This is a genomic window from Neoaquamicrobium sediminum (assembly GCF_013240295.1).
GTDB lineage: Bacteria > Pseudomonadota > Alphaproteobacteria > Rhizobiales > Rhizobiaceae > Aerobium > Aerobium sediminum.
In genome coordinates, this window is the sequence record NZ_JABETK010000002.1 from 1,461,764 (window position 1) to 1,474,194 (window position 12,431).

The 12,431-nt window shown below is 62.8% G+C and carries 12 protein-coding genes and 2 pseudogenes; 4 read left to right on the top strand and 10 right to left on the bottom strand.

Annotated features, from left to right (window positions below):
* Positions 1-15 precede the first annotated feature (15 nt).
* Complete coding sequence (locus tag HK436_RS19070; protein WP_173192278.1) at positions 16-669, top strand: glutathione S-transferase family protein; 654 nt, start codon at positions 16-18, stop codon at positions 667-669.
* Between the two features lie 36 nt (positions 670-705).
* On the opposite strand, the gene HK436_RS19075 is transcribed toward HK436_RS19070, so the two are convergent.
* The 9 genes and pseudogenes from HK436_RS19075 to aptA form a co-directional block, all read right to left on the bottom strand.
* Entirely contained in the window at positions 706-1,728 is a 1,023-nt protein-coding gene (locus HK436_RS19075) for an LLM class flavin-dependent oxidoreductase (protein ID WP_173192280.1), read from the bottom strand.
* 249 nt (positions 1,729-1,977) lie between these two features.
* Entirely contained in the window at positions 1,978-2,943 is a 966-nt protein-coding gene (locus tag HK436_RS19080; RefSeq protein WP_173192282.1) for an ABC transporter substrate-binding protein, read from the bottom strand.
* Between the two features lie 22 nt (positions 2,944-2,965).
* The gene (locus HK436_RS19085) at positions 2,966-4,120 is read right to left on the bottom strand and encodes an ABC transporter permease (RefSeq protein WP_244649050.1); all 1,155 of its coding nucleotides are present in this window, start codon (positions 4,118-4,120) and stop codon (positions 2,966-2,968) included.
* Positions 4,117-4,995, bottom strand: a complete 879-nt coding sequence (locus HK436_RS19090; RefSeq protein ID WP_173192283.1) for an ABC transporter permease — start codon at positions 4,993-4,995, stop codon at positions 4,117-4,119. The genes HK436_RS19085 and HK436_RS19090 overlap by 4 nt, the downstream gene beginning before the upstream one ends.
* A gap of 175 nt (positions 4,996-5,170) precedes the next feature.
* A complete protein-coding gene (locus HK436_RS19095; protein ID WP_173192285.1) occupies positions 5,171-5,995 on the bottom strand; it encodes an ABC transporter ATP-binding protein in 825 nt (274 codons plus the stop codon).
* Between the two features lie 14 nt (positions 5,996-6,009).
* A complete protein-coding gene (gene hydA, locus HK436_RS19100) occupies positions 6,010-7,461 on the bottom strand; it encodes a dihydropyrimidinase (protein ID WP_173192287.1) in 1,452 nt (483 codons plus the stop codon).
* 48 nt (positions 7,462-7,509) lie between these two features.
* Positions 7,510-7,884, bottom strand: a complete 375-nt coding sequence (locus tag HK436_RS19105) for a contact-dependent growth inhibition system immunity protein (protein WP_312860687.1) — start codon at positions 7,882-7,884, stop codon at positions 7,510-7,512.
* Between the two features lie 41 nt (positions 7,885-7,925).
* Positions 7,926-9,175 (bottom strand): annotated as a pseudogene (locus HK436_RS19110) (Zn-dependent hydrolase).
* A gap of 78 nt (positions 9,176-9,253) precedes the next feature.
* Positions 9,254-10,581: pseudogene (gene aptA / locus HK436_RS19115) on the bottom strand (omega-aminotransferase AptA).
* A 241-nt stretch (positions 10,582-10,822) separates the two neighbouring features.
* Between aptA and HK436_RS19120 the strand changes: the two are divergent.
* The 3 genes from HK436_RS19120 (at position 10,823) to HK436_RS19130 (ending at position 12,129) form a co-directional block, all read left to right on the top strand.
* Positions 10,823-11,455, top strand: a complete 633-nt coding sequence (locus HK436_RS19120; protein WP_173192291.1) for a TetR family transcriptional regulator C-terminal domain-containing protein — start codon at positions 10,823-10,825, stop codon at positions 11,453-11,455.
* Between the two features lie 84 nt (positions 11,456-11,539).
* A complete protein-coding gene (locus tag HK436_RS19125) occupies positions 11,540-11,752 on the top strand; it encodes an AbrB/MazE/SpoVT family DNA-binding domain-containing protein (protein WP_173192293.1) in 213 nt (70 codons plus the stop codon).
* Positions 11,752-12,129 (top strand): type II toxin-antitoxin system VapC family toxin, encoded by a 378-nt coding sequence (locus tag HK436_RS19130; RefSeq protein WP_173192295.1) that lies wholly within the window; start codon positions 11,752-11,754, stop codon positions 12,127-12,129. Before HK436_RS19125 ends, HK436_RS19130 begins: the two co-directional genes overlap by 1 nt.
* 24 nt (positions 12,130-12,153) lie before the next feature.
* Here HK436_RS19130 and HK436_RS19135 read toward each other — a convergent pair whose 3' ends face one another.
* Positions 12,154-12,390, bottom strand: coding sequence for a hypothetical protein (locus HK436_RS19135; protein WP_173192296.1), 237 nt, complete (start codon positions 12,388-12,390; stop codon positions 12,154-12,156).
* Positions 12,391-12,431: the final 41 nt, after the last annotated feature.

The window sequence follows — 12,431 nt, forward strand, 5'->3', positions numbered from 1 at the left end:
GAGCTGGAGATTTCGATGAAGCCCATCATCACTGCATTCGAGCGGTCGCCAGATCGCGGCAAGGGTCTGGCGCGCGACATGCGCGTTCGCTGGGCGCTCGAAGAGGTTGGACAGCCCTATGACGTCCGCCTCGTGTCGTTCGAGGAGATGAAGCAACCCGCGCATCTCGCGCTTCATCCTTTCGGGCAGATTCCAACCTATCAGCAAGGCAACCTTGCCCTGTTCGAGTCGGGAGCGATCGTATTCCATATAGCGGAGCAACACGCTGGTCTGCTGCCGAGAGACCCCGACGCCCGGGCGCGCGTGGTTACCTGGATGTTCGCCGCGCTCAATACGGTGGAACCACCGATCTTCGACCGCAGTCTGGTAAAGATCCTCGAGCGCGAAGAACCTTGGTACGAGCAGCGCCTGCGCTCTCTGGACAGCAGCATCCGCAAGCGTTTGGACGGGCTTTCCGCACGCCTTGGCGATGCCGACTGGCTCGACGGCGCTTTCAGTGCGGGCGACCTGCTGATGGTGACGGTGCTGCTGAGGCTGAAGGCATCGTCGGATATGCTGGACGACTATCCCAACCTTGCCGCCTATGTGGCGCGGGGCGAGGCGAGGCCCGCCTACAAACGCGCTTTCGCCGACCAGCTTGCCGTCTTCACCGCCGCGTCGGCCGGCTGATCGTAATCCGGCCGGCGACGCGACGGATCGCTTGCATTAGCGCCAGCCGAGGCCCGGCGCGACATGCTTGACAATCGCTTCGATCACATGCGCGTTGTAGTCGACGCCGAGCTGGTTCGGCACCGTCAGCAGCAGCGTGTCAGCCTCGGCGATCGCCTCGTCCTCGCGCAACTGCTCGACCAGCACGTCGGGCTCTGCCGCATAGGTGCGCCCGAAAACGGCGCGCTTCTCCGGCTCGATGTAGCCGAAATGATCGGTGCTCTCACCGCCACGGCCGAAATAGGCGCGGTCCATGTCGTTCACCAGCGCGAAGATCGAGCGGCTGACGGAAACGCGCGGCGTGCGCTCGTGTCCCGCCGCCTTCCATGCCTCGCGATAGGCGCGGATCTGCTTGGCCTGCTGCACATGAAGCGGCTCACCGGTCTCGTCGAACTTGAGCGTCGAGCTTTGCAGGTTCATGCCGAGCTTGGCCGCCCATACCGCCGTGGCGTCGGTCGCCGCGCCCCACCAGACGCGGTCACACAAGCCTTCCGAATGCGGCTCGAGCCGCAAGAGGCCGGGCGGGTTCGGAAACATCGGCGACGGGTTCGGCTGGGCGAAACCCTTGCCTTTCAACAGCTCGAAGAACATCTCCGCATTGGCGCGCGCCATATCCGTATCGGTCTCGCCATCGCGCGGGGCGTAGCCGAAATAGCGCCAGCCGTCGATCACCTGCTCGGGCGAGCCGCGGCTGATGCCGAGCTGAAGCCGTCCGCCTGCAATCAGGTCGGCCGCGCCCGCATCCTCCGCCATGTAGAGCGGGTTCTCGTAGCGCATGTCGATGACGGCGGTGCCGATCTCGATCCGGCTGGTCTTTGCTCCGACTGCGGCCAGAAGCGGGAACGGCGAGCCGAGCTGACGCGCGAAATGATGCACGCGGAAATAGGCGCCATCCGCGCCCAGTTCCTCCGCGGCCACCGCGAGGTCGATTGATTGAAGCAACGCATCCGAAGCGCTCCGCGTGCCGGATTGCGGCGACGGCGACCAGTGGCCGAACGAGAGAAAGCCGATGTTTTTCATGGGAGCATCCCGAAAGCTGGAAGGATTGAGTTGCCGCACAGGTAGGTCCTTTGCGACGGGCGCTCAAGCCGCCCGGCGGGGCGTGTGATGCACACAATGTCTTCGCAGCGGCGACAATGGCGGAAGGGCTGGCCTCCACCGGAGCGAGCCTCGACGGACGCACAATCGGAAGAACAACGGCCCGTGCACCCGCCACAACGAAAAAGGGGCGGTCGCCCGCCCCTTCCCATGTTTCATGTCCCGTCCCGATCACATCGCGTCGGTGATGTCCGTCGTGTAGGCGCCTTCCGGCTCCTTCTCGATGATCTTCTGGTCGAGCAGCGCCTTGGCGGTGCGCTCGTAGGCTTCCGGGATCAGCTTCGCGTCCGGCGTGTCGATCAACTTGGCGACCTCGCTCATCATCCGCACCTGATGGTTCTCGTCCTGCCCGCCATTGTCCATGACGATGCCGCCAGCCTCTTCCGGATTGGCGATCGCGTATTCCCAGCCCTTCATCGAGGCGCGTACGAAGCGGACCATCTTGTCCTTGAACGCCTCGTCGGCGAGCTTGTCCTCAAGCACGTAGAGCCCGTCCTCGAGCAGGTCGTTGCCCATCTCGGTATAGTTGAAGACGGTCAGGTCCTCGGGCTTGTAGCCGGCGTCGATGAGCTGCCAGTACTCGTTGTAGGTCATCACCGAGATGCAGTCGGCCTGCTTCTGGATCAGCGGCTGCACATCGAAGGACTGCTTGAGCACGGTGACGCCACCTTCACCGCCTTCGGTCGAATAGCCGAGCTTGTTCATCCAGGCATAGAACGGATATTCGTTGCCGAAGAACCAGACGCCGAGCGTATGGCCGGGGAAGTCGGCTTCCGTCTTGATCGGGCCGTCGGCCGGGCAGACGAGCTGCATGCCCGCCTTCTTGTAGGGCTGGGCGATGTTGACCAGCGGCACGCCCTTCTCGCGGGCTGAAAGTGCAGCCGCCATCCACGTGACGATCACGTCGGCGCCGCCGCCGGCGATCACCTGCTCGGGCGCGATGTCCGGCCCGCCCGGCTTGATTGTGACGTCGAGGTCTTCTTCTTCGTAGAAGCCCTTGTCCAGCGCCACGAAATAGCCGGCGAACTGGGCCTGCGCGACCCACTTGAGCTGCAGTGTCACCGCGTCTGCAGCCCAGGCCTGCGCGGCTGCCAGCGACATCGCGCCGGCCATCATCGATACGAGATATTTCTTCATCTTTTTTACCCTCTGGATTGGCCTACCCACCACGGATAGACGGATGCCAAAACGTGACGGCTCTTTCTGCGAGAGCGATCACGCCATAAAAGACGGAACCCGCGAGCGCCGCAACCGCGATTTCCGCCCAGACCATGTCGACATTCATGCGGCCCACCTCGGTCGAAATGCGGAACCCCATGCCCACGACAGGCGTGCCGAAGAACTCGGCAACGATGGCGCCGATCAGCGCCAGCGTCGAATTGATCTTGAGAGCGTTGAAAATGAATGGCATGGCCGCAGGCAGCCGCAGCTTGAACAGCGTCTGCCAGTAGCTCGACGCGTAGGTGCGCATCAGGTCGCGCTCCATGTGGCCGGCGGCCGTGAGCCCTGCAACCGTGTTCACCAGCATCGGGAAGAACGTCATCACCACGACGACGGCGGCCTTCGACTGCCAGTCGAAGCCGAACCACATCACCATGATCGGCGCGATGCCGATGATCGGCAGCGCCGAGACCATGTTGCCGATGGGCAGCAGGCCGCGCCGCAGGAACAGGAAGCGGTCCGCCAGGATCGCGACGACGAAGCCCGCAGCACAGCCCATCGCATAGCCCGCGAAAACCGCCTTGAAGATCGTCTGGTTGACGTCCGCAGCAAGCACCGGCAGCGAATTGGCGATGCGCACGCCAATGGCCGATGGCGGCGGCAGGAGCACGAACGGGACGTTGAAGGCGCGCACCAGCACTTCCCAGAGGAAGAGCAGCGTTAGGCTGAAAATTGCCGGAACGGCAAATTTTGCAAACGTTCCCCGCCAGCCGGTCCGATATTTTGGACCTGATAGCAGGTCATTCAAGAGCCAGGCTGCCAACGCGCAAGCGGCAACTGTAGTCCAATAGTTTCTAGGTGCCTCTTCACCGTCAAAGCCTCGAAGAGAGCTAAGGCAGATCGGCACGTACGCGAGCAAAAAGAGGCCGACCCCCATCTCAACCGGCGGCAATGCCGTCCCCCGGTATCGCTGGACTAATACGAGGATAATGTAAGCCAGTAACGGCAAAATAAGTACCGATTGCCAGCCCGGCCCGGAAAGGTATGGAGGCTCCAACAGGGGATAAAAGAGCAGGGTTAATATTATGATCAGAAAGAGCAAAACCCGCTGGAAGGCGGTGTCCACAAGATTCATCTTGCGTGGAGTGCTCATGACGGCCGAGCTCCCATCGCACGCTCTACGCTCCGTCCAACTACATCCACGGTCATGACAAGCATGATTGCGACGAGCGATCCCGCAAGCAGTGCAGAAAACATGTCGATCGTCTGGCTGTAATAGGAGCCGTTGAGCAGCTTGGCGCCGATGCCGGCGACCGCGCCGGTAGGCAGTTCGCCGACAATGGCGCCGACGAGGCTGGCCGCGACCGCGACCTTCATGGAGGCGAAGAGATAGGGCACCGAGGCTGGCAGCCTCAATTTCATCAAGCTCTGGAAACCGGACGCATTATAGGTGCGCATCAGGTCGAGATGCAGCATGTCGGGCGAGCGCAGGCCCTTCACCATGCCCACGGCCACGGGGAAGAACGACAGATAGGTCGAGATCAGCGCCTTGGGGATCAGCCCTGTAACACCGATCGCCGCGAGCACCACGATGATCATCGGCGCCAGCGCCAGGATCGGGATCGTCTGCGAAGCGATGATCCAGGGCATCAACGAACGGTCGAGCGTCGCCACATGCACGATGCCGACGGCGATCGCGATGCCCAGCGCCGTGCCGAGCGCGAAACCCGCCAGCGTCGACGATAGCGTCACCCATGCATGGTAGACGAGGCTGCGCGCCGACGTGACCTTGCGCAGGAACGTGTTCTCGAAAAAGTTGACCGCTACCTGGTGCGGCGCCGGCAGTGTCGGCTTCGGCTGGGTCATCGTCTTGGCGACGAATTCCGAAAACGTCGGCGTCTCGCCTGCCCGCCGGTCCAGATCCCGCTGGAACGGCGCGTTCATGAGATACGCCCCGACATACCAGATCGCCACGATACCAAGCAGGATCGCGGTGACGGGAACGATCTTGTCGCGCAGGCGGTCCATTCAGATGCCCCCGGCACAAGCGCCCTTCCTCGCCCCCATGGAATGGGGAGAGGTGGCTTGCGAAGCAAGCCGGAGAGGGGGAGCAACGGAAAACGGAGCCCCCTCTCCGCCTCGCGTTGCTCGGCACCTCTCCCCCACTTCGCGGGGGCGAGGAACCAGGGCGGCAATGCCTCGCCTAATCCTCATAGGAATGCCCTGCCCTCAGCCCGTCGCGCACGCGGGCGGCGATTGCCAGGAATTCCGGCGTCTCGCGGATGTCGAGCGGGCGCTCTTTCGGCAGCGTCGAGTCGATCACGTCGGTTACGCGGCCCGGCCGCGGCGACATCACCACGATCTTGGTCGACAGATAGACCGCCTCGGGAATCGAATGAGTGACGAAGCAGATCGTCTTGTTCGTGCGGTCCCACAACTGCAGGAGCTGCTCGTTGAGATGGTCGCGCACGATCTCGTCGAGCGCACCGAAGGGTTCGTCCATCAAAAGCAGATCGGCATCGAAGGCCAGCGCGCGGGCGATCGAGGCGCGCTGCTGCATGCCGCCGGAAAGCTGCCACGGAAACTTCTTCTCGAAGCCGGTTAGATTGACGAGATCGAGCGTGCGCGCGATGCGTTGCGCGACCTCGGCCTTTGAGTAGCCCATGATCTCCAGAGGCAACGCCACGTTGCGCTCGATGGTGCGCCAGGGAAAAAGGCCGGCAGCCTGGAAGACATAGCCGTAGGCGCGCTGCCGCCGCGCCTCCTCCGGGCTCATGCCGTTGACGGTGATCCGCCCCGCTGTCGGCTGTTCGAGATCGGCAATCACGCGCAAGAACGTTGTCTTGCCGCAGCCCGACGGCCCGATAAAGGACACGAACTCGCCCTTGCCGATGGCGAGATCGACATTGGACAGGGCATGGACCGGCCCGTCGCCGGTTTCGAAAGTTAGCCCCAGGCCGGTCGCCTCGATAACGGGGGCAGTTACGGTTGCGGTGGCTGGCTGTGTCGGGCTGGCGAGTGCGTTCATCGGCGATTGCGCTCTCACACCCCGGTCGCGGGAATGCCCGTCCGCTCGATCCTGCGGGGCGCAACGACTTCCTTCCACATCGACAGCGCCTTGTTGACCGCCATATGCGGCTCGCGGGCGACGAACTTCCCATGGCCGGGCTTGGCCTCGACCTTGCCATCGTTCACGGCAAGCTCGCCGCGCGTGAAGACGAAGCGCGGCAGACCCTTCACCTCGATGCCCTCGAATACGTTGTAGTCGATCACCGACTGCTGGGATTTAGCCGAGATTGTCTTGGTCTTCTCCGGGTCCCACACGATGATGTCGGCGTCCGCCCCTTCAAGGATCGCACCCTTCCGCGGGTACATGTTGAGGATCTTCGCGATATTTGTCGAAGTCACCGCAACGAACTCGTTGGGCGTAAGCCGGCCGGTGTTGACACCCTTGGTCCACAGCACCGGCAGCCGGTCCTCGAGCCCGCCGGTACCGTTGGGGATCTTGGTGAAATCGCCGACGCCGAAGCGCTTCTGGTCGCTGGTAAACGCGCAATGGTCGGTCGCCACCACCTGCAGCGAACCGGCAGAAAGCCCCGCCCACAGCGAATCCTGATGCTGCTTGTTGCGGAAAGGCGGGCTCATCACGCGGCGCGCGGCATGGTCCCAGTCCTTGTCGAAATACTCCGTCTCGTCGAGCACGAGATGCTGGATCAGCGGCTCGCCGAAGACGCGCATGCCTTTCTGGCGTGCGCGGCGGATGGCCTCGTGGCTCTGCTCGCAGGAGGTGTGCACGACATAGAGCGGCACGCCGGCCATATCGGCGATCATGATGGCGCGGTTGGTGGCCTCGCCCTCGACCTCGGGCGGGCGCGAATAGGCGTGGCCTTCAGGCCCGTTATTGCCCTCGGCCAGCAGCTTCTGCGAAAGCTGGGCCACCACGTCGCCGTTCTCGGCGTGGACGAGCGGCAGCGCGCCGAGCTCGGCGCAACGCTGGAACGACGAGAACATCTCGTCGTCGTCGACCATCAGCGCGCCCTTGTAGGCCATGAAGTGCTTGAACGACGTGATGCCGCGCTTCACCACCTCCGGCATCTCGTTGAAGACCTGCTCGCCCCACCAGGTGATCGCCATGTGGAAAGAATAGTCGCAGGCAGCGCGCGTCGACTTGTTGTCCCACATCTGGATCGCTTCGAGCAGCGACTGGTCGGGCGACGGCAGGCAGAAATCCACCACCATTGTGGTGCCGCCCGAAAGCGCCGCGCGCGTGCCGCTCTCGAAATCGTCGGCGGAGTAAGTGCCCATGAAGGGCATCTCGAGATGGGTGTGCGGATCGATGCCGCCCGGCATCACGTAGCAGCCGGTGGCGTCGAATTCATGGTCGCCATGCAGGTCGTTGCCGATAGCGACGATCTTGCCGTCTTTCACCAGCACATCGGCCTTCCAGGTCCGGTCGGCGGTGACGATGGTTCCGTTTCTGATGACTTTTGTCATTCTGTCGTTCCCCTATTCCTAGCGCCACGAATGGCGATATCTGTCAGTTCATAGCTTAGCACCGAACGGATTGTTTGCCATGAACCCGGCACGTTCCTTGTTCACCTGATCGACCTTTTGGTCGAAGTCGCGGAGGATCGAATCCAGCCGCACCCAGTGGTCAGGATGTTCTCTCCAATACGATGCGGACAGGCGCTGACACGATGCCAGCAGGTCTCCCTCATACAAATCCCCGCTAGCCAAGATATCCAGCTCAAGGATATCCAGTGCACGCGGTAACAGCATGTCTATGGCTATACCCTGTCCAAGCAAGAGCCTCATCGTCTCGACAGTCTGATCTTTAAGCGGAAGAGCCAACGCAGCTTCGCACCTTTCGATCAGCGGCGTTTTGAAAGGCGGCGCCGCATCGGTCCAACCTATCACCTGCTTCAAGGGACGTTCCCCTTCGAACGTCAAGCCTGCGCTCACTCCACGATCTCCGCCGTCTCGACCACCGCATGGAACAACACGTCGGCACCGGCCGCTGCCCATTCCTTGCTGATCGCCTCGGCCTCGTTGTGCGAAAGCCCGTCCACGCAGGGGCACATCACCATCGCCGTCGGCGCAACGCGGTTGATCCAGCAGGCGTCGTGGCCGGCGCCGGAGACGATGTCGCGATGGGAATAGCCGAGACGTTCGGCGGCATCGCGAATGGCTTTCACGCAGCCTTCATCGAAGGTGACGGGATCGAAGTGGCCGACGGCCTCGACCTCGAAGCCGATATCCAGCGCCTCGGCGATGGTAGCGATGCCGTCCTCGATGCGCGCACGCATCTCGTTCAGCACATTTTCGTTCGGCGAGCGGATGTCGATGGTGAACACCGTCTTGCCGGGTATCACATTGCGCGAATTGGGATAGACCTCGACGTGGCCGATCGCGCCGACGGCGTCCGGCTGGTAGTCCATCGCCACCTCGTGCACCAGTTCGGTGACGCGCGCCATGCCGAGCCCGGCATTGCGGCGCTTCGGCATAGGCGTCGAACCGGTGTGCGCGTCCTTGCCGGTCAGCGTCACCTGCAGCCACCAGAGCCCCTGCCCGTGGGTGACGACGCCGATGTCGATATCTTCATCCTCGAGGATCGGCCCCTGCTCGATATGCAGCTCGAAGAATGCCTTCATCGGGCGGCCGCCGACGTCTTCGTCACCCTTCCAGCCGATGCGCTCCAGCTCGTCGCCGAAGCGCAGGCCCTTGGCGTCCTTGCGGTCGTATGCCCATTCGAGGTCGTGCTCGCCGGCAAAGACGCCTGACGCCAGCATGGCCGGCGCGAAGCGCGTGCCCTCTTCGTTGGTCCAGTTGGTGACGACGATCGGGTGCCTCGTCTTGATGCCGAGATCGTTGAGCGTGCGGATCACTTCCAGCCCGCCGAGCACGCCCAGCACGCCGTCATACTTGCCGCCGGTGGGCTGGGTGTCGAGATGCGAGCCGACATAGACCGGCGGCAGGTCCGGATCCGTTCCCTCGCGGCGGGCGAACATGGTGCCCATCTTGTCGACGCCGGTCGTCAGGCCGGCAGCGTCGCACCACTTCTTGAAGAGATGGCGGCCTTCGCCGTCCTCGTCGGTCAGCGTCTGCCTGTTGTTGCCGCCGGCAACCCCGGCCCGATCTTCGCCATCTCCATCAGCGAATCCCACAGGCGGTCGGGGTTGATGCGCAGATTCTCGCCGGGTGCGGCCATCGGCAGTATTCCTCTCATTCGTCTTCATGTCACCGAGAGCCGGCGGTTCCCGTCGCCGGCCCTCGGATCTGGTCGCGGTCAGTCGACCATGGTCAGGACTTCGCGCACATGATCGATCAGCTCGTCGATCTGGCCCTTGGTGATGATAAGCGGCGGCGAAAGCGCGATGATGTCGCCGGTCGTGCGGATCAGCGCGCCGCGCTCGAAGGCCTTAACGAAGGCCTGGAAGGCGCGCTTGGTCGGCTGCCCGGCAATCGGCTGCAGCTCGATCGCGCCGACGAGACCGATATTGCGGATGTCGATGACATGCGGCGCATCCTTCAGCGAATGCAGCGCCTCCTCCCAATAGGGAGCGAGCTCCGCACCGCGCGTCAGCAGCCCCTCTTCCTTGTAGGTGTCGAGTGTCGCGATGGCCGCTGCCGAGGCGATCGGGTTTCCGGAATAGGTATAACCGTGGAAGAACTCGATCAGATGCTCCGGCCCGTTCATGAACGCGTCATGGATTTCCTTCTTCACAAACACCGCGCCCATCGGGATTACGCCGTTGGAAACACCCTTCGCCGTAGTGATGATGTCGGGGATGACGCCGAAATAGTCGGCCGCGAACGGCGTTCCGAGGCGCCCGAAGCCCGTGATGACCTCATCGAAGATCAAGAGGATGCCGTGCTTGGTGCAAATGTCGCGCAGGCGCTGGAGATAGCCCTTCGGCGGGATGAGCACACCGGTGGAGCCAGCGACCGGCTCGACGATGACGGCCGCGATGGTCGAGGCGTCGTGCAGCGTGACGATCCGCTCCAGCTCGTCGGCAAGGTCCGCGCCATGCTCCGGCTCGCCCTTGGTGAATGCGTTCTTGCCCGGCAGGTGGGTATGAGGCAGGTGGTCGACGCCCGTCAGCAGCGTGCCGAACATCTTGCGGTTGGTAACGATACCGCCGACAGAAATGCCGCCGAAATTGACGCCGTGATAGCCCCGCTCGCGGCCGATCAGGCGCGTTCGGCTGCCCTCGCCCTTCACCCGCTGGTAGGCCAGCGCGATCTTGAGCGCGGTATCGACGGATCGGAACCGGAATTGGTGAAGAAGACATGGTCCATGCCCTCGGGCGCGACGTCCACCAGCCGGTTGGCCAGTTCGAAGACGATCGGGTGCCCCATCTGGAAGGCTGGCGCATAGTCGAGCTCGGCTGCCTGGCGCTGGATCGCCTCGGTGATCTTCGGCCGGCAGTGGCCGGCGTTCACGCACCACAGACCGGCAGTGCCGTCGAGGATTTTGCGCCCGTCGGAGGCGGTATAGTGCATGTCCTTCGCCGACACCAACATGCGCGGCGACTGCTTGAATTGGCGATTTGCCGTAAACGGCATCCAGAATGCGCTGAGGTCGTTCGGCGCGACGTTGAGCCTGTTGGACATAACCAAGCCTTTCTTTCCTTTGAGCCCCTCGTTGTTCGGCCAACGCTTGGTTCTTCGGGCGCAGATATGCTACGCAAATTTTGACCGATTGGACAAACGTTAGCACCGCCACATAGGCGGTCAAGGGATTACTAGCGCAAAGGCCGGCGCTTCCGCGCGCTCCACAGCTTCGGCGCAAGCTGGTCCAGACGATTGGTCCAGAAATCTGGCGCACTGCGCGCCGCGAGGGGAACGAAGGGCCATGGAGGCGGTAAAGCCGAAACGCAGGACGCGCATCCAGACCGAGAAGCGCGAGATCATCCTGGAGGCAGCGCTGGAGGTATTTGCCCAGCACGGCTTCCGCGGCGCCACTATCGATCAGATCGCCGAAGCCGCCGGCATGTCGAAGCCGAACCTCCTCTACTATTTCCGCTCCAAGGAAGACATCCATGTGACGCTGATGCAGCGCCTGCTTCAAACCTGGCTGGCGCCGCTGCGGGAACTCGACGACATCGACGACCCGATCACCGAGTTGCGCAGCTACATTCGCCGCAAGCTGGAGATGGCACGCGACTACCCGCGCGAAAGCCGGCTGTTCGCCAATGAGATCCTGCAGGGCGCACCGCGCGTCATGCCGATGCTGGAAGGCGAATTGAAGGATTTGGTAGACGAGAAGGCCCAGATCATCCGCGGCTGGATGCGCGACGGCCGGATCGTGCGCACCGATCCGTGGCATCTGATATTCGCGATATGGGCGACCACGCAGCATTATGCTGATTTCGACGTCCAGGTGCGCGCCGTGCTCGGACCGGATCGCGGCGCCGAAGGCCGCTTCGAGGATGCCGCGCGCTTCCTGGAACAGCTCTTCATCGAGGGACTGAAGCCGAAAGGTTGAGGGCGCGACGACGCCTTCCCGATGGAGCGGAAATACACTATATTCTTACCTACCCATGATCGATGGCGATGAGGTAAGATGCAGATGAACGCAACGACGAAGCTTTCCGAGAAATTTCAGATCTCTATTCCCAAGGAGGTCCGCGAAAGGCAAGGCTGGAAGGCCGGCCAGGAATTCGCCTTCATCCCGCAGGGCAAAGGAGTGATGCTTGTTCCGGTGCCGAAGCTGGAGGATCTGCTGGGCAGCCTGCCCAATGCCGACCCAACCGGCTATCGCGACCGCAATGACCGCTACTGATGAGGGTCGTGGACACCTCGGCTTGGATCGAAGGGTTGATCAGAGGCGCCGCAGGCAACCGCCTCATCCAGGAAATACCTGCACAGTCGGATTGGATCGTACCAACGATCATTCAGCTTGAGCTTGCGAAATGGCTGTCCCGCAATGCAAGCGCGGAAGAGGCGGGTGGCATTATCGCCTTCACCACCCGCTGCGTTGTAATCGAACTCGATACCGCGATCGCGATCCGCGCTGCAGGACTTTGCCGCGCACATGGGCTCGCAACCGCAGATGCCATCATCTACGCCACAGCGCTTCAGGCGGAGGCTGATCTGCTTACCTGCGACGCCCATTTCGAAGGGCTGGAGAATGTCGTCTATCTGCCTAAGGGTGGTTGACGCCAAACCTTGGCAGGATTCAGGTCAGGTCGTATTGGCCCGCGGCTCCACCTCGACCTGGCGCAGTTCGAGGATGGCCGCCTGTGTCCCCGGCGCGATGGAGGCGCCGGGCAAGGTGCTGACCGAAGGCCTGCGCCGCCTGCGCGGCATCGCCGGCTGGATTTCCTCGGGCGCGACGTCGACCTCATCCGCCGAAAGATCGGCAGCCAGCCTGCGCAGCGCCTTTACATCCGTCGAGCCGCTTGCCTTGATGACGATCATCTCTCGCCGTCGTTCCCGTTTGCCGAACCTTGCGTGAAGCT

Coding starts and splice junctions, on each gene's coding strand:
- HK436_RS19070 (WP_173192278.1), top strand. CDS start 16: ATGAAGCCCATCATCACTGCATTCGAGCGGTCGCCAGATCGCGGCAAG.
- HK436_RS19075 (WP_173192280.1), bottom strand. CDS start 1,728: ATGAAAAACATCGGCTTTCTCTCGTTCGGCCACTGGTCGCCGTCGCCG.
- HK436_RS19080 (WP_173192282.1), bottom strand. CDS start 2,943: ATGAAGAAATATCTCGTATCGATGATGGCCGGCGCGATGTCGCTGGCA.
- HK436_RS19085 (WP_244649050.1), bottom strand. CDS start 4,120: ATGAGCACTCCACGCAAGATGAATCTTGTGGACACCGCCTTCCAGCGG.
- HK436_RS19090 (WP_173192283.1), bottom strand. CDS start 4,995: ATGGACCGCCTGCGCGACAAGATCGTTCCCGTCACCGCGATCCTGCTT.
- HK436_RS19095 (WP_173192285.1), bottom strand. CDS start 5,995: ATGAACGCACTCGCCAGCCCGACACAGCCAGCCACCGCAACCGTAACT.
- hydA (WP_173192287.1), bottom strand. CDS start 7,461: ATGACAAAAGTCATCAGAAACGGAACCATCGTCACCGCCGACCGGACC.
- HK436_RS19120 (WP_173192291.1), top strand. CDS start 10,823: ATGGAGGCGGTAAAGCCGAAACGCAGGACGCGCATCCAGACCGAGAAG.
- HK436_RS19125 (WP_173192293.1), top strand. CDS start 11,540: ATGAACGCAACGACGAAGCTTTCCGAGAAATTTCAGATCTCTATTCCC.
- HK436_RS19130 (WP_173192295.1), top strand. CDS start 11,752: ATGAGGGTCGTGGACACCTCGGCTTGGATCGAAGGGTTGATCAGAGGC.
- HK436_RS19135 (WP_173192296.1), bottom strand. CDS start 12,390: ATGATCGTCATCAAGGCAAGCGGCTCGACGGATGTAAAGGCGCTGCGC.